Annotated in this window: 12 protein-coding genes; 3 read left to right on the top strand and 9 right to left on the bottom strand. The window is 73.0% G+C overall.

Features of this window, described 5'->3' with window-relative positions:
* Window positions 1-5: 5 nt before the first annotated feature.
* Window positions 6-1,835 (top strand): ArnT family glycosyltransferase, encoded by a 1,830-nt coding sequence (locus ACE3UN_RS02780; protein ID WP_374673386.1) that lies wholly within the window; start codon window positions 6-8, stop codon window positions 1,833-1,835.
* Between the two features lie 27 nt (window positions 1,836-1,862).
* Here the strand turns inward: ACE3UN_RS02780 and ruvC are convergent, their stop codons facing one another.
* Genes ruvC through ACE3UN_RS02765 form a run of 3 tightly spaced genes read right to left on the bottom strand, consistent with a single transcriptional unit; the run spans window position 1,863 to window position 4,038 of the window.
* A complete protein-coding gene (ruvC, locus tag ACE3UN_RS02775; RefSeq protein ID WP_374673385.1) occupies window positions 1,863-2,429 on the bottom strand; it encodes a crossover junction endodeoxyribonuclease RuvC in 567 nt (188 codons plus the stop codon).
* A 2-nt stretch (window positions 2,430-2,431) separates the two neighbouring features.
* On the bottom strand, window positions 2,432-3,406 hold the full coding sequence (locus tag ACE3UN_RS02770) for a phosphatidate cytidylyltransferase (RefSeq protein WP_374673384.1): 975 nt from the start codon (window positions 3,404-3,406) through the stop codon (window positions 2,432-2,434).
* An 11-nt stretch (window positions 3,407-3,417) separates the two neighbouring features.
* The gene (locus ACE3UN_RS02765; RefSeq protein ID WP_374673383.1) at window positions 3,418-4,038 is read right to left on the bottom strand and encodes a lysophospholipid acyltransferase family protein; all 621 of its coding nucleotides are present in this window, start codon (window positions 4,036-4,038) and stop codon (window positions 3,418-3,420) included.
* 165 nt (window positions 4,039-4,203) lie between these two features.
* On the opposite strand from ACE3UN_RS02765, the gene glk reads away from it, so the two are divergent.
* Window positions 4,204-5,241, top strand: a complete 1,038-nt coding sequence (gene glk, locus ACE3UN_RS02760) for a glucokinase (RefSeq protein WP_374673382.1) — start codon at window positions 4,204-4,206, stop codon at window positions 5,239-5,241.
* A 378-nt stretch (window positions 5,242-5,619) separates the two neighbouring features.
* On the top strand, window positions 5,620-8,415 hold the full coding sequence (locus ACE3UN_RS02755; protein WP_374673381.1) for a TonB-dependent receptor: 2,796 nt from the start codon (window positions 5,620-5,622) through the stop codon (window positions 8,413-8,415).
* A 119-nt stretch (window positions 8,416-8,534) separates the two neighbouring features.
* On the opposite strand, the gene ACE3UN_RS02750 is transcribed toward ACE3UN_RS02755, so the two are convergent.
* The 6 genes from ACE3UN_RS02750 to malE form a co-directional block, all read right to left on the bottom strand.
* Window positions 8,535-8,780, bottom strand: a complete 246-nt coding sequence (locus ACE3UN_RS02750) for a DUF1653 domain-containing protein (RefSeq protein ID WP_374673380.1) — start codon at window positions 8,778-8,780, stop codon at window positions 8,535-8,537.
* Window positions 8,781-8,837: 57 nt separating this feature from the next.
* On the bottom strand, window positions 8,838-10,232 hold the full coding sequence (locus tag ACE3UN_RS02745; protein ID WP_374673379.1) for an MATE family efflux transporter: 1,395 nt from the start codon (window positions 10,230-10,232) through the stop codon (window positions 8,838-8,840).
* Window positions 10,229-12,652, bottom strand: a complete 2,424-nt coding sequence (locus tag ACE3UN_RS02740) for a glycoside hydrolase family 13 protein (protein WP_374673378.1) — start codon at window positions 12,650-12,652, stop codon at window positions 10,229-10,231. The genes ACE3UN_RS02745 and ACE3UN_RS02740 overlap by 4 nt, the downstream gene beginning before the upstream one ends.
* A gap of 101 nt (window positions 12,653-12,753) precedes the next feature.
* Window positions 12,754-13,644, bottom strand: coding sequence for a maltose ABC transporter permease MalG (gene malG, locus ACE3UN_RS02735; protein ID WP_374673377.1), 891 nt, complete (start codon window positions 13,642-13,644; stop codon window positions 12,754-12,756).
* A 3-nt stretch (window positions 13,645-13,647) separates the two neighbouring features.
* The gene (malF, locus tag ACE3UN_RS02730; RefSeq protein ID WP_374673376.1) at window positions 13,648-15,213 is read right to left on the bottom strand and encodes a maltose ABC transporter permease MalF; all 1,566 of its coding nucleotides are present in this window, start codon (window positions 15,211-15,213) and stop codon (window positions 13,648-13,650) included.
* A 277-nt stretch (window positions 15,214-15,490) separates the two neighbouring features.
* Window positions 15,491-16,681 (bottom strand): maltose/maltodextrin ABC transporter substrate-binding protein MalE, encoded by a 1,191-nt coding sequence (gene malE, locus ACE3UN_RS02725; RefSeq protein ID WP_374673375.1) that lies wholly within the window; start codon window positions 16,679-16,681, stop codon window positions 15,491-15,493.
* Between the last annotated feature and the right edge of the window lie 2 nt (window positions 16,682-16,683).

The raw sequence follows: 16,683 nt of genomic DNA, 5'->3' as shown, positions 1-16,683 counted from the left end.
CGCCCATGCGACCGGGATCTCCTTGCGGCAGCCCTGGCCGGCCGCCGTGTGGCGGCGCTCGCCCCGGCCACGGCGAGGGCGAGCGCGCCGGCGGCATCGCGCCGCTCGGCGCCTGGCTCGTGCAGGGGGGCCTGCTCGTGCTGGTGCTCCTGGGCATCACGCTCAGCCGGGCTTGGACGGTGGTGCATGTCGACGCCGGCCTGCACGTGGACGAGGCGCAGTACTGGGCCTGGTCGCGCGCGCTGGACTGGGGCTACTACTCCAAGCCGCCGGCCATCGCCGCCTTGATCGCCGCGTCCACCGCCGTGCTGGGCGACAGCCTGCTGGGCGTGAAGGCGCTGGCCATGCTGTGCTATCCGCTCACCGCCTGGGTGCTGTACCGCCTGGCCACCGAGATGGCGGGCGAGGCAGGGGGAGGCGGCAGCACGGGGCGGGCGGAGCGCGCGGGCTGGCTCGCGGCCGGCCTGTTCATGGTGTCGCCGGTGGCGGCCCTGCTGGGCCTGGTGGCCACCACCGACGCCCCGCTGCTGCTGGCCTGGGCGCTGGCCAGCCGGGCGCTGTGGCGCGCGGCACGCGGCGACCGGTGGCGCGACTGGCTCTGGGTGGGCCTGTGGCTGGGCCTGGGCTTGCTGTCCAAGTACACGATGGCGGCGTTCGCCGTGTCGGTCGCCGGCGTGGGCCTGACGCTGGCCCGGCCCCGGCGGCTGGCCGGCCCGATGGTGGCGGGCGCGGTGGCCGCGCTCCTGTTCGCGCCGCACCTGATGTGGAACGCCCTGCATGGCTGGCCCACCCTGCGCCACACGGCCGAGATCACGCTCGGTGCGCAGGCCGAACCGCTGGGCCGCACGCTCGCCGGCTACCTGGGCGGCCTGGTGCTGCTGCTCGGCCCGGTGGTGGCGCCCTGGGGCGCCTGGCAGGCGCTGCACGCGTGGCGGCAGGGCCAGGGCGTCGGGTCGGGGCCGGCCCGGGCGCCGGACACCGCACGACGCACGGGGCTCGTCTTCGCCGCCTGGCTGGCCGGGCCGGTGCTGCTGGCGGGCCTGGCGCAGGCGCTGCATGCGCAGGCCGAGTTGAACTGGGCTGCGCCGGCCCTGATCGGCGCCATCCTGGCGATCACGCTGGTGGTGGCGCCGCAGCGCACCGGCGGGGTGGAGCGGCTGTCGCGCTGGCATGCCGTGCTGGCGGTGCAGGCGGTGGTGCTGTCCGCCGTCACGCTGGCGGGCGACCTGGCGCATGCCGTGGGCGAGCCGTTGCCGCGACGCCTGGACGTGTGGGCCCGCATGCGCGGCTGGGAGCCGGCGTTCGACGGGCTGCGCCCGGCGCTCGCCGAGGCGCTGGCCGCGCATGTGCGCCGTCACCCGCATGCGCCCGCGCCGGCCGTGCTGGGCGCCGACCGGGCGGTGCTGGCGCACGGCGCGTGGGCCTGGCGCGGCCTGCTGCCGCCGGGCCCGCCGGTGCCGACGGACGGGCCCGGCGTGGCCGCCCCGACGGGGCTGATGACCGCGGCCTGGGCGGGCACGACGCCCCTGGCGGCCACCGCACCGGCGCCTGCGCCTGGCTGGGTGGCCTGGCAGGAGGCGGGGCGGCCGCCGATGAACCACTTCGAGCTGTCGGCCCCGCTGCGGCCGGCGCGCCAGCCCCGGCTGGTGTGGGTGGTCAGCGCCGGGGAGCTGCCGGCGGGGCTGCGCGCCGCATTGGCCCGGCCGCCGCGCGTGCTGGCGCAGTCCGATGCCGAGCAGTCCCCCGGCCGCCGGGTCCGCCTGACGCTGTGGGAGGCCACCCTGGCGCCGCTGCCTGCCGCCGCCGCAGGGCCGCAGGAGGCCGCTGCCGGCTGACGGCTGTCCGGCAGCGTGCGCGATGCCTCAGTAGGTGCGGCCCTTGCGGAACTGGGCGTGCGGCCGGCGTGCCAGCGTCGTGGCTTCCGCCAGCGCCGCGAAGGAGCCGCCCGCGTGCGCATGCGTGATGGCCAGGCCCAGCGCGTCGGCGGCGTCCGGCCCCGGCAGGCCCGGCAGCGCCAGCATGCGCATCACCATGGCTTGCACCTGGGCCTTGGCGGCGCCGCCGTGGCCGGCGATGGCCTTCTTCAACTGGGCCGAGGTGTACTCGGCCACCGGCAGCCCCGCGCTGACCAAGGCTGTGATCGCGGCACCGCGTGCCTGCCCCAGCAGCAGGGTGCTCTGGGGGTTGGTGTTCACGAACACGATCTCCACCGAGGACTCCACCGGCTGGTAGCGCTCGGCCACCTCGCGCACGCCGTCGAAGATGATCTTCAGGCGGCTGGGCAGGTCGCCCATGGTCACGCCGCGGGCGCCTGCGCCGGTGGTGCGGATGGTGCCGCTGGCCACGTAGTGCAGCCGCGCGCCGTCGCGCTCCACCACGCCGAAGCCGGTGGTCTGCAGGCCGGGGTCGATGCCGAGGATGCGGGTCATGCTCAGAGCCGGAAGTACCAGCGCACCGAGTGGAAGAACACCGGGGCGGCAAAGGCCAGCGGGGCGACGCGGTCCAGCAGGCCGACGGCGCCCGTCACGGCGGCCTGGTTGCCCCAGTAGGCCACGCCCGCGTCCTTCTTCAGCGCCTTCATCACGAACTCGCCCAGGGTGCCCGCGGCGCCCGCCAGCAGCGCCATGGCGAGGGCCTGCGGCGGCTTGAAGGGCGTGATCCAGAACAGCAGCCCGCCGGCGAGCGCGCCGGTGGCCGAGCCCAGCACCCACGCCTGCCACGAGAAGCTGCGGCTGATGTGGCGCGCCAGCGGCCGGCGGCGCAGCCAGCGGCTGGCCGCCTCCTGCACGATCTGCGCGACCGCGGCCACCACCACGAGGAAGAACACGAGGAAGGCGCCGCGCCCCGGCGGCTGGCCCGGGAAGTTGAGCAGCAGCAGCGCGGGCGCGTGCGACAGCCCGAAGACGCACACCATGATCCCCCACTGGATGCTGGCGTTGCGCTCCAGGAAGCGCTCGGGGTCGCCGGCCAGGGCGCTGACCACCGGGATGGCGAAGAACGCGTAGACGGGGATGAACACCGTGAACAGGTCGAAATGCCGGTGGCCCACCAGCAGGTACTGCACCGGCAGCACCACGAAGAAGGCGAGGAGCAGGCTGCGGTGGTCCCCGCGCCGCGTGGGGCTGAGCGTGATGAACTCGCGCAGCGCGAAGAACGAGAACGCGCCGAACAGCAGCGTGGCGCCCAGTGGGCCGGACACCCAGGCCAGCCAGAACACCACCGCGCCCACCCACACCGCGCGCAGGTCGCGCTGGAAGCGGTCGTAGGCGGCCATCCAGGCGGCGGGGCGGTCGCGCAGGCCCAGCAGCAGTGCGCCGATGGTCACCGCGCCCAGCAGGCCGAAGACGAGGAGGAACAGCAGGCCCACCTGCTGCTCGGGCGTGAGGGCGCGCAGGGTCGAGACCATGGTCGCTGCGCTCACTGCACGCGCGGCCGCAGGGCCAGCACCGCCTGGCGCGCCCGCACCAGGAAGTCGCGCTTGTCCTCGCCCGCCTGGCGCACGAGCGGCGGGCCGAAAGTGACGGTGCACAGGATCGGCACCGGCACCACCTCGCCCTTGGGCATGACGCGCTGCACGTTGTCGATCCAGGCCGGCACCAGCTGCACCTGCGGGAACTGCTCGGCCAGGTGGAAAAGGCCGCTCTTGAAGGGCATGGGGTCGCCCTTCAGGCTGCGCGTGCCCTCGGGGAAGATCACCAGCGAATCACCGGCGGCCAGGGCGTGCACCAGCGGCTCCAGCGGGTCCTGGTCGTCGGTGCGGGTGCGGTTCACGTACACCGCGTGGAACACCTCGCGGGTGAGCCAGTGGCGAAACGGGCTGGCCGTCCAGTAGTCCTTGGCGGCGATGGGGCGGGTGTGGGTGCGCAGCTCGCCGGGCAGGGCGGCCCAGATCAGCACCCAGTCCAGGTGGCTCTGGTGGTTGGCGAAGTAGATGCGCTGCACCGCCTCTGGCGCGCACCCTTTCCAGTGGCCCTGGGCGCCGGTGATGAGCCGGGCCACGAAAGCGAGCAGACGGCCCATCAGGTCGGCACGCGTCATGCGAGCCATGGTACCCGCATTGCTGCACTCGTCTGGGGCCCGGGCGCCTGGGGGATGTTCAGGGGATCGTCTGTACTTCCGCTACGCCGTCACTGGTTGGTCGGGTCGCTCTGGTTGTGAAACGCCGGTAGTTTTGCTACCTTCCCCTTTTGCCTGCTGTGTCCCATGACGCCCACGCCTGCCCCCTGCACCCCCCTTCCGAGCGACGCGGGCTTCCCCCGACTGGTGGCCGACATCGGCGGCACCAACGCCCGCTTCGGCTGGGTGGCGGCGGCCGGGGAGCCGGTGTCGCACGTGCGCAAGCTGGCGGTGCCGGAGTTCGCGGTGCCCGCCGATGCCGCGCGGGCCTACCTGGAGCAGCTGGCCGCCGCCATGGGCACGCGCGCGGTGCCGCGCCATGCGGCGGTCGCGGTGGCCACCGCCGTGGTGGACGACCGGGTGGCCTTCACCAACAGCCACTGGGCCTTCTCGCGCCAGGCGCTGCAGCGTGATCTCGCGCTGGACAGCCTGCTCGTGCTCAACGACTTCGAGGCGCTGGCCCTGGCGCTGCCCTGGCTGGGCCCGGCGCAGCTGCGCACGCACGGCGCCGCGCCCGGTGGGCCCGGCGCCCGCGCGGTGATCGGGCCCGGCACCGGCCTGGGCGTGGCCGGCGTGGTGCCCACGCGCCACGGGTGGCAGGCATTGCCCGGCGAGGGCGGCCATGCCACCCTGGCCGCGGGCGACGATTTCGAGTCCGACCTGCTGCGCTGCGTGCGGCGGCAGTACGAGCATGTGTCGGCCGAGCGGCTGCTGTCGGGCATCGGCCTGCCCGTGCTGCACGCGGCCGTGGCCGAGGTGCTGGGCCAGCCGGTGGCCGCGCCCTGGTCGGCCGAGCAGGTGATGGCCGCGGGCCTGGCGCGCAGCGACGCCGCCAGCGATCGCACGCTCGACGTCTTCTGCAGCCTGCTGGGCAGCTTCGCCGGCAACGTGGCGCTGGTGCTGGGCGCCCGTGGCGGCGTGTACATCGGCGGCGGCATCGTGCCGCGCATGGCGGAGCGCTTCTTCGCCTCGCCCTTCCGCGACCGCTTCGAGGCCAAGGGCCGGTTCGCCGCCTACCTGCGCGCCGTCCCCACGGCGCTCATCACCGACACCCTCGTCGCCCTCACCGGCGCCGCCGCGGCCATCGACGCCGAGGTGGGCACCGGCGTGCCGCGCCCGCGCTGAGCGGCTGCCGGCCGGCCGCCGCCCGGCGCCTTTCCCCTTCGGCTTCGTCCGCCGCGGCACCCGGCCGCGGCGGCGCGCGGCCGTCCATGCGTCGCACGTGCTGTAGTGACACTACAGACTCTGAAAACCCCGACTACATCGCGACGGCGGGTAGGCGAACGAGGAGAGACCGAGACGTGCGCGGGCATTCTTACAGGGAGATTGCGCGGCCGATCGCGGAGACGGTGGGCCACTAAGGGATTGCCTGAGGTACGGCGTAATCTAGTTTTAGTACAGAATTCTCGGCAGACTGATCGATCGGTACTTTCGTCTTGTGAGGGGCGGGGCCGAGGTCGGCGTGGTGCGTGTGTTGTTCGACAAAAGCTTGAGGAGTCCCCCATGACATCGACGATGGACCAGCGCCGGGCGGCCCGCCCGGGGCGCGGCGCCTTCCGGGTGAGCCCCGTGGCGGCCGCGTGTTCGGCCCTGCTGCTGGCCACCGGTGCCGCCTGGGCGCAGAGCGCGCCGGCGGCCGAGGAGAAGCAGGCCGAGGAGACGGTGCAGAAGGTCACCGTCACCGGCATCCGCAAGGGCATCGAGAGCGCCATCTCGGTGAAGAAGAACGCCGACAACATCGTCGAATCCATCTCGGCCGAGGACATCGGCAAGCTGCCGGACGCGTCGATCGCCGAGTCCATCGCCCGCCTGCCGGGCCTGACGGCCCAGCGCAACCCGCAGGGCGGCTCGGCCCAGCTCATCAGCATCCGCGGCATGTCGCCGGATTTCTCCACCGCGCTGCTCAACGGCCGGGAGGTGGTCTCCACCGGCGACAGCCGCACGGTCGAGTTCGACCAGTACCCGTCGGAGATGCTCGCCGGCGTGAACGTCTACAAGACGCCCGACGGCGGCCTGATCGGCCAGGGACTGGCCGGCACGGTGGACATGCTGGCGGTGCGGCCGCTGAACTTCAACGGCCGGCAGATCGTCGTCAACTACCGCCAGGAGCAGAACGGCATCGGCGCGGCCAGCGAGGGCAGCGGCAACCGCTACAGCCTGTCCTACATCGACCAGTACCTGGACCGCACGCTCGGCCTGGCCATCGGCTATGCCAAGACCGACCGTGACCTGGGCGCGCAGACGCGCGGCGGCAGCTGGGGCCTGACGGGCTATTGCGACGGCGACGTGGTGGACGGCGTCTGCACCGGGCCCAGCTTCCAGGCGCCGGGCGGCTTCGAGTTCTTCACCGACCAGATCACCGAGAAGCGCGAGGGCGTCATGGCGGTGCTCGAGTGGCGGCCCACCCGCCACTTCAGCTCCACCTTCGACCTGATGTACTCCACGTACGACAAGCAGCTGGACAAGAAGGGCTTCCAGGGCGCGCTCATCTGGGGTGGCGGCGAGACGCTGCCCTACGGCCAGCGCCGCACGCTGCGCGACTACACGGTGGTCGACGGCGTCGCCGTCAGCGGCACCTGGGACAACTTCCGCGGCATTGTGCGCAACGACGCCCAGAGCATCCAGGACGAGACCCAGGCCTTCGGCTGGAACAACAAGCTCAAGCTGGCCGACGGCTGGAGCGCCGCGCTGGACCTGAGCTACTCGCACGCCGACCGCGAGGAAGTGATCGTCGAGACGACGGCCAGCACCGCCGCCTTCGAGGGCGACACGCTGGCCTTCGACAGCACCGGCGGCCGCCTGCGCGTGACCCCGGGCCGCTCGTACGCCGACCCGAACGAGATGGTGCTCACCGACGTCATGGGCTGGGGCGGTGGCCCCAACTTCCCGCAGGCCGGCTACACCAAGCAGCCGCACGTGGAGGACGACCTGTCGTCGCTGCGCCTGTCCGGCCGCAAGGACCTGGAGGGCAACGGCTGGTTCAGCGGCATGGACTTCGGCGTCAATTACGCCGACCGCAAGAAGCAGCGCGAGTTCATCGAGGGCCGCCTGGTCATCAAGGGTGGCGACCCGTACGGCTTCGCGGCCATGCCCGGCGGCAGCACGATGGTGGCGGGCGACAGCGGCATTCCCATCGCCGTGTTCGACCCCGTGGCCAACCTCGACGCCATCTACGACATCGAGTCCAAGCGCCACCCGGACATCTACAACAAGGACTGGACGGTCAAGGAGAAGCTCACCACGCTGTACGTGAAGGGCGACATCGACACCGAGCTGTTCGGCATCCCGGTGCGCGGCAACCTCGGCCTGCAGTACGTCCACACGGACCAGCAATCCACCGGTTTCTCGGTGGACCTGGGTTCCGGCTCCGACGACTCCAACCGCGAGGCCACCGAGGTGACGCGCGGCGCCACCTACGGCGATGTGCTGCCCAGCCTGAACCTGGCCTTCGACCTGGGCAACCAGAACATCGTGCGCTTCGGCCTGGCCAAGGTGATGGCGCGCCCGAACATGCAGCAGATGCGGGCCAGCAACTCCATCGATGGCGTGACCCCCACCACCCAGGTCTACAACGGCAGCGGCGGCAACCCGTTCCTGCGGCCCTTCCGCGCCAACGCGATCGACCTGTCCTACGAGAAGTACTGGGGCAACAAGGCCTACGTGGGCATCGCCGGCTTCTACAAGGACATCAAGAGCTACGTCCTGAACGAGGTCGTCCTGCGCGACTTCGAGCCCTACCTCACGCCCGACATGCCGCGCCTGCCGTCCACCATCGGCACCTACAGCACCACCATCAACGGCAAGGGTGGCTCGATCAGCGGTGTGGAGCTGTCCGCCTCGCTGCCGCTGGACATGCTGTGGAAGCCGCTGGCCGGCTTCGGCCTGGTGGCGAGCTACTCCAACACCGACAGCTCGCTGAACCCGCCCGACCTGACCGACGGCGGCAACGGCCGCATGGAGCTGCCGGGCCTGTCCAAGGAGGTGAGCAGCCTGACCGCCTACTACGAGAACGGCGGCTTCCAGGTCCGCTACTCGCAGCGCCAGCGCTCCGACTTCGTGGGCGAACGCCGCAACGACGTGGGTGACCGCCAGCTCGTCTACATCAAGGGCGAGACGATCAACGACGCGCAGATCGGCTACGAGTTCCAGCAGGGCTGGCTCAAGGGCCTGGGCGTGGTGCTGCAGGGCTACAACATCGGCAACACCAAGTACAAGCGCTACGCCGAGACGCCCAACAACATCGTGGAGACGGTCAACGTGGGCACGACCTACCTGCTGGGCATCAACTACAAGCTGTGATGCCTCCGCGCTGAAGCTGCCCTTCAGCGCGGCCTTCCACCGCCGCCTTCCAGCGCCGCCACCCGCGGCGCCCCCAGCGGCCCCGAGGCCTCCCGCGGTTCAACCGCCGGAGGCCTTTGTCATGGGCGCTCGGCCGGGGCGACGGGCGCGAAGCGCGGCTGCCAGCGTCCGTCCACCTGGACGGCTTCCACGAACATGGCATGCGGGCGCACCCACAGGGCACCGTCGCCGTACAGCGGCCGGTACACCACGACCGGTTCCAGCGTCTCGCTGTGCCGCGCCACGCCGAGCACCTCGTAGTCCCGGCCCTTGTGGTGGCGGTAGCGGCCAGGGGCCAGGGGGGGCAGCGGGGGCAGGTCGGACATGGCGGGGGCTGGAGGCAGCGGTGGACGGGGCGCAGGCGCGCGCCGCAGTATGCCGGCTCAGGCCCGCGCGCTGTCCAGGGCGCGGGCGCGCAGACGCCGCCGCGCGGCCCGGGCGTGCGGCAGCCAGCCCAGCGTGGACCAGCGGTGCCACATGAGCAGGCCGCGGATCCACTCGTCGGCGGTGTAGGCCAGCCACAGGCCGGGCAGCCCCCAGCCGAGCACCACCGCGAACAGCCACGAACCGCCGGCGAGCACCCCCACCATCGAGGCGGCGCCGGCCAGGGCCGGGTAGCGGGCGTCGCCGGCGGCGCGCAGGGCGTTCACCAGCACCAGGTTGAAGGTGCGGCCTGGCTCCAGTGCCACGGTGATCCACATCAGCCCCACGCCGGCCTGCACGATGGCGGGGTCGTCGGTGAAGCCGCGCAGCAGCGCCGGGGACAGCAGGGCCACCGCGGCGGCGATGGCGATGCTGGCCGCGAGGCCGCGCGCCAGGGCCCGGCGCACCAGGCGGTGGGCGGCGTGCCACTGGCCGGCGCCGATGAGGTGGCCGGTGAGGATCTCGACCGCCAGCCCGGTGGCCAGGCCGAACAGCAGCACGCCGTACATGAGCTGCGAGGTGTAGGCGTGCGTGGCCAGCGCGCCGGCGCCGAGCTGCGTGGCCGCGGCCACGCTGGCCATGAAGGCCAGGCGGTAGCCGATGTTCTCGGCCGCGCCGGGCAGGCCGATGTGCAGCATGGCCGCCAGCTCGGCGCGGGGCGCCCACAGCCAGTCGCGCCAGCGCGGCCGCAGCCCCAGCCGCCAGCGCCACAGCCCCAGGTGCAGCACCAGGCCGAGCGCGCGGCTGGCGCCCAGCGCCAGGGCATAGCCGGTCAGGCCCAGCGCGGGCCAGCCGGCCGCGCCGGTCATCAGCGGCACGGCGAGTGCCAGGTGCGCCAGGTGCATGCAGACGATCACCACCAGCGTGTCGCGGGTGTGCAGGTGGCTGCGCACCACGCTCGCCATGGCGGCGTTCCAGGCGTCGCCCAGCAGCGCGGGCGCCAGGGCCAGCAGGAAGGGGGCGGCCAGGGCCAGCACGTCCGGCGGCGCGTTCATCGCCGACAGCAGCGCCCGCGCGCCGCCGGCGGCCGCCAGCGCCACGGCGCCGCCCACCCAGGTGCGGGCGGCCAGCGCTGCGCGGGCGACGCGGTCGGCTGCCGCGGCGTGGCCCGCGCCCAGGGCCTGGGTGAGCACCACGCCGATGCCCGCCCCGATGATGCGGAACACGACGAAGAGCGTGGCGCCGACCTGGTTGGCGAGCGCGAAGGCGGCGCCGGCCGTGTCGGACACGCGGGCGGCCAGCAGCGTGCCGGCCACGCTGACGGCGATGCCCAGGCCGAGCTCGACGAACAGCGGCCACGCCACGGCGAACAGGCGCGGGCGCCGGCTGTCCGGCGCCGCGCGGGCCGCGCTCAAGGCGTGGGCCCGTCGCCGGCCAGCAGCACCTGCCCGCCGAGTGCCGGCAGGCGCAGGGTGAGGGTGCGGTCCCGGGCTGCCGCGTGCACCGGCGCGTCCGGGGCCAGCGCGTCGGCCCACGGGCCGGCGGGCGCACCGTCGGGCAGCGCGAGGGTGAGTTCGCGCGGGGTGTCGGCGTGGTTGAAGGCGGTGAGGGCCCAGCGGTGGCCGAGGCGCCGCGCCAGCACGATCGCTTGCGCATCGGCGAACAGCGGCGCATCGAGGCTGCCCCGTCGCAGCACCGGCTCGCGGTGGCGCAGCTGCACCAGGCGCTGCACCTCGGCGCGCAGGGCGAGGTCGGGCTGGCCGCCTTCGTCTGGCCAGGGGTAGGTGGCGCGGTTGAAGGGATCGTCGCCGCCCGTCACCCCGACCTCGTCGCCGTAGTAGATGGCCGGGGCGCCGGGGTAGGTCATCTGCCACAGCAGGGCCAGGCGGTAGCGGCGCCTGGCCTGCGCCACCGCCGCCGGGGGGGCACCGTCCGTCCACCCCAGCACATGCAGCGAGCGTGCCTGGTCGTGGGTGGACAGCAGGTTCATCAGGGCATGGAAGGCAGGGGGTGGATAGGCCTCGCGCAGCAGCTCCAGGTTGCGGTAGAGCAGCGCCGCATCCCCGCCGCCGGCCATCGCCAGCACGGTGTTGCGGAAGATGTAGTTCATGGTCGAGTCGAAGGTGTCGCCCAGGAAGTACTTGGCGGCATCGAACCACGTCTCGGCCACGGTGATCGCGTCGGGCCGGTGCGCCTTCACGGCCTGGCGCCACTCGCGCCAGAAGTCGTCGGGCACCCACGGCGCCACGTCCATGCGCCAGCCGGCGGCGCCGCGGTCCAGCCAGACGCGGGTCACCGCATCGGGTCGGCCGTAGGCGAAGTCGCGCCAGGCGCGCGAGGACTTGTCCAGCTCCGGCAGGTCGGCCACGCCCACCCAGCCGCGGTACTGCCTGTCGGGATCCGTCTGCGTCGGGTCGAGCCGGAACCAGCTGGCGTAGGGCGAGGCCGGGTTCACCCGCCCGCCCTGGAAGGCGCCGTCGCTGCCGAACCGGCCGTGGCGGTTGAAGTACACCGAGTCGCTGCCCACGTGGTTGAACGAGGCGTCGATCACCACCCGCATGCCGCGCCGCGCGGCCTCGCGCGTCAGGCGCTCGAAGTCGGCGTTGCTGCCGAAGGCGGGGTCGATGCGGTGGTAGTCGGCGGTGTCGTACTTGTGGTTGCTGGCGGCCTGGAAGATGGGCGTCAGGTACAGCGCGTTGGCGCCCAGTTCGCGGATGTCGTCGAGCTTGTCGATCAGGCCGGCGAGGTCACCGCCGAAGAAATCGTTGTTGTAGACCGCGTCCGAGCCGTCGCCGGTGCCTGGCTTGCAGGGGGCCTCGGTCCAGCGGGCGTGGCGCTCCACCGGGTGGTCCTGGTAGCGGTCCTGCGGGCGGCCGCCGCCAGGGCGGGGGTCGTTCTCGCGGTCGCCGTTGCGGAAGCGCTCGGGGAAGACGTAGTAGTACACGAGGTCGGCCGCGTACGCCGGCACCTCGAACTTCGGGTCGTACACCGTCTGGCGGAAGCGCCGGATGGCGCTGTCGCGGCTGGGCGGGTGGCCCACCACGCCGGCGCCGTGGGTGCCGCGCTCGCGTGTCCAGAACACGCTCTCGGCGTTGTTCTGCAGCAGGACGCGCTGGGGCGGGCCTCCGGCCGGGGCGTCGGGACCGTCGGGCCCGGCCACCCAGGCCTCGAACCAGTAGCCGTAGATGGCCTTGTCGCCGAAGGTGTGGCGCGCGGTCCAGCGCTCGTGCCCGCCGGGGGTCGGGGCGGGCTGGCGCCGCATGGGCACGCGCGCCACCGGCTCGTAGTCCAGCCGTTCCTGGTTGCCTTCCAGGCGCCGCCGCTCCACCACCAGCGTGAGCCGCTGCACCCCCGGCAGGGCGGTGACGGTGAAGTCGATGGCGCTGCCTTCGGTGACGGCGCCGAAGGGGCGCTTGTGGGCCGCGCTGCGCGAATCGAAGCGCAGGCTGGCTGCCACCGGGTGCACCACCGGCCGGGTGGCCGGGTCGTCGAAGGCCTTCGGGCCGAGGCTGAGCAGCACCCGGTCGGCCACGATGACCGCGCGCAGCGTCTGCTCGCTGCCGTCGAACGCCAGCGTCTGCGCGGGCGAGGTCAGCGACGGTGTCCAGGCCGCGTCGGCGATCTTGAACTCGTGGCGGCCGGCGAGACGGACGTTGAGGTAGTACGCGTCGCAGTGGAACTGGAAGGCGTGCTCGTCGAGCGCGCCCCAGTTGTTCATGCTGCCGCGCAGGTACAGCACGGTGTCGCCGAAGGGAGCGGGCGTGGCCGCCGGCGTGTGGGCGGGCGGGGGGGCCGCGGTGCAGCCGGCCACGGGGCGGGGGGCGGGATCGTGCATGCGCAAGGTGTCCAGTGAGGGCGTGGCCGAGGCCGCCACGGGGGCATGGGCGATCGCGGCAGCGAGTGCGGCGGCGCCGGCGGCGAGCCAGCCGCGGGCCCTCACCCCTTGACCCCGCCGGCCGTGAGGCCCGAGACGATCCAGCGCTGGGCCGCCAGGAACACCAGCGTGATCGGCAGGCCCGACAGCACCGCCGCGGCGGCGAAGTCGCCCCAGAGGTACTTCTGGTCGTACAGGTAGAACTTGGACCCCACGGCCAGCGTGAGGTGCGGCTCCTCGCGCAGCAGCACCGAGGCCACCGGGTACTCGATGATGGTGCCGATGAAGGCCAGCACGAAGACCACCATGAGGATGGGCACGGCCATGGGCAGCAGCACCAGGCGGAACGCCTGCCAGTGGCTGGCGCCGTCCACCACGGCGTTCTCCTCGATCTCGGCGGGGAGGGTGTCGAAGTAGCCCTTGATGGTCCAGACATGGGTGGCCACGCCGCCCAGGTAGGCGAGCACCAGGCCGGCGTGTGTCTCGATGCCCAGCCCGGGCACCAGCCCGCCCAGGCCCTCGAAGATGGCGTAGATGGCCACCAGCGCCACCGCCACCGGGAACATCTGCAGCAGCAGCATCGACGACAGCAGCGCACGCTTGCCGGCAAAGCGCAGGCGCGAGAAGGCGTAGGCCGCGGTGGTGGAGATCGCCACGATGAGCGCCGCCGAGACCGTGGCGATCTTCACCGAGTTCCACAGCCACCGCAGCACGGGGAAGGGCGGCTCCACCCGCGTGCCGTCGGGCAGCACGTGGGCGAAGCCCAGCGCCAGCTTCCAGTGCTCCAGGCTGATGTCGGTGGGAATGAGCGAGCCGGTGGCGAAGTTGCCCGGCCGCAGCGAGATGGAGATGACGGCCAGCAAGGGGAACAGCGTGACGGCGATCAGCACCCACAGCCCCGCATGGGCCGCCAGGATGCGCCAGCGCTGGCGCCGGCCGGTGACGATGGGCATGGGTCAGCTCCTCGGGGCGGGGGTGGCCGCACCGGTCAGGCGCAGATTCAGCAGCGACATCAGCGCCACCACCACGAAGATCAGGGTGGAGATGGCCGCGGCCAGGCCGAAGTTGGCGCCGGCGTCCGTGAAGGCGATGCGGTAGGTGTAGCTCACCAGGATGTCGGTGGTGCCGGCCGGCAGCTTGGTGTTCAGGTAGTCGGGCCGCCCGTCGGTGAGCAGCGCGATGAGCACGAAGTTGTTGAAGTTGAAGGCGAAGGCGCTGATGAGCAGCGGCGTCAACGGCCGGGCGATGAGCGGCGCCGTGATGCGGAAGAAGTTGGTCAGCGGGCCGGCGCCGGCGATGGCCGAGGCCTCGTACAGGTCGGCCGGGATGGCCTTGAGCAGGCCGGTGCACAGCACCATGATGTAGGGGTAGCCCAGCCAGGTGTTGACGATCAGCAGCATCGCGCGCGCCAGCGTGGGGTCGGCGAACCAGGCCGGGCGGATGCCGAACAGCGCATCGAGGATGGCGTTGATCTCGCCGAAGTTCTGGTTGAACAGCCCCTTGAACACCAGGATGCTGATGAACCCCGGCACGGCGTAGGGCAGGAACAGCAGGGTGCGGTAGAGCGCCCGGTGCGACAGCGCCTCCCAGTTCAGCAGCACGGCCAGGGTCATGCCGATGGCGGTGGCGAACAGCACGGTGAGCGCCGAGAACACCACCGTCCAGCCGAAGATGCTGACGAAGGGGCCGCGGAAGTCGGCGTCGCCCAGCATGCGGGCGTAGTTGGCCCAGCCGATGTTCACCTTGAACCCGGGCGAGACGCGCTCGCCGGCGGCGTTCTCGAAGTAGCCGGTGTCGCGGTTCGGGCGCCACACCTGGCCGGTGGCGGCGTGCACCAGGCCACCGTCGTCGCCGGCCGTCCACAGCCGCTCGAGCGGGCCGAACTCGCGCACGCCGGTGTAGTGCAGCAGCGTGCCGTCCGGTGCGCGCAGCGTCAGGGCGCGCAGGCGCTCGCGGTGCGCGATCACCTCGCGCAGGCCCAGGGGCGTGCCGGGCGGCGCGTCCACCAGGGGCTGCAGCGCCACGGGCTCGCGTGGCAGGGCGCCGGGGGGCAGGGCGGGCGTGGCCAGGCGGGTCCGGCCGTCGGCATGGGTGAGCACCAGCTGCAGCCCCTGTCCCGCAGCGAACACCTGGCTGGCGAAGGCGCGGGCCTCGTCCACGTCGGTCTGGTCCAGCAGGTAGGCGCGCGCGCGCTGCTCGCTCAGCAGGTGGGCGGAGGAGTAGTTGGTGAAGCCCAGCTGCACGGTGTAGAGCAGCGGGAAGGCGGCGAACAGCAGCATGCCGGCCACGCCGGGCAGCAGGTAGCGCCAGGCCAGCGAGGTGGCGGCGCTGTAGGTGTAGACGGCGAAGGTGCCCAGGACCAGCGTGGCGGTGCCCAGCAGCAGCTGCCCGCTGGCGGCCAGGCGCCAGGTGAACCACAGCACGAGCAGCTCGACCGTGGCGGCCACGGCGAGGGTGAGGGCCCGCGAGCGCGGCGGGGCCGGGCGGACGGAGGCGGGGGCCGGAATGGTCGTGGCGGTCATCGCGGGGTGTGGCGATCGGCAGGGTGTGGGGCGGTGCGAGAGGTGCACTGCAGCGGTGGGTGCGGGCCCCCCGTGCGGCCTGCCGGCCCGGGCCCATTCGCACTCGCTGCGCGAACGGCGTTCGCGCAGCGCAGGCACCGGCGGCGAGTCAGAAGACGATGCGCGCGGCGCGCGCGCGGGCACCCGCTGCGCGCCTCGGCGCTCCCCGCATCGCCCCGCCCCACAGGCCGCACGGCGGGCAGGCAGGGTAGGCGGCGGGGTGTCGCGAAGACGGCCGTCATTGCGCCCGCATCCGTGCCGCCGCACCGTCCAGCGCGTCCTTGGGCGCCTGGCGGCCGTTGGTGATGGCTTCCAGCGCGGCGTCCATCGCGGGGAAGAAGCGCTGCATCTCCGGGATATTGGGGATGGGCTCGCCCGCCTGGGCGTTGGCCATGGTGGCGCGGATGGCCGGGTCGCTGGCCAGCTCGGCGTAGTAGGCCTTGTGGGCCGGTGTGCCCAGGGCCACGTCCGCGGAGATCGTCTTGAGGCTGTCCACCGTCAGCAGGTGGTGCTCGATGAACTCGCGCGCCAGGTCCTTCACCGGGCTGGGGGCGGTGACCATGCAGCCCAGCACGCCGACGAAGGGCCTGGACGCATGGCCGGCGACGCCGGGCACGGGCGCCACGCCGAAGTCGATGCCGGCCTTGCGCGCGTTGTCCCAGGCCCAGGGGCCGCTGAGCATCATGGCCACCTCGCCACGGGCAAAGGCGGCTTCCATCTCCGAGTAGCGCGCACCGCGCGGCATGTGGCCGTCGCGCACCAGGCGCTCCAGCATCTGCGCGCCCAGCAGCGCGCCGGCGGTGTTCACGCCCACCTGCTGCGGGTCCAGCTCGCCCGACGGCGTGCGTCCGAAGACGAAGCCGCCCGGGCCGGCCAGCAGCGGCCAGCTGAAGAAGGACTTGTTGTAGTCCCACAGGATGGCGTGCCTGCCCTGCTCCTGCAGCGCACGGTCGAGCGCGATGACCTCCTCGAACTGGGCCGGTGGCTGCTTCACCAGCGCCTTGTTGTAGATGAGGCCGATGGCCTCGATGGCGAGCGGGTAGCCCCAGGTGCGGCCCTGGTAGGTGAAGGCCTGCCAGGCGGCGGGCTCGATCTCGTCGCGCAGGCGCTGCGGCGGGTGCACCGGCACGATGAGGCCGGACTTGGCCCATTCGCCCACGCGGTCGTGCGGCCAGCAGAAGATGTCCGGGCCCTTGCCGGCGCCGGCCGCCGCCTGGAACTTGTCGGGCGCGCCCTCGGGGTGCTGCACCACCACCGGCACGCCGGTGGCCGCGGTGAAGGCGTCGCCCACCTGCTGCAGGCCGTGGTAGCCCTTGTCGCCGTTGATCCACACCAGCAGGCGCGGCGCCTCGGTGCCGCCGGCAACGGGCGGTCCGTCGCAGGCGGCCAGGGTGGCCGTGAGCACCACGGCGGCCATGCGCAGCCTCATGC

This window comes from Ideonella sp., assembly GCF_041918995.1.
In the GTDB taxonomy this organism is placed as follows: domain Bacteria; phylum Pseudomonadota; class Gammaproteobacteria; order Burkholderiales; family Burkholderiaceae_C; genus Ideonella.
This window is presented reverse-complemented; position numbering and strand designations above follow the sequence as displayed.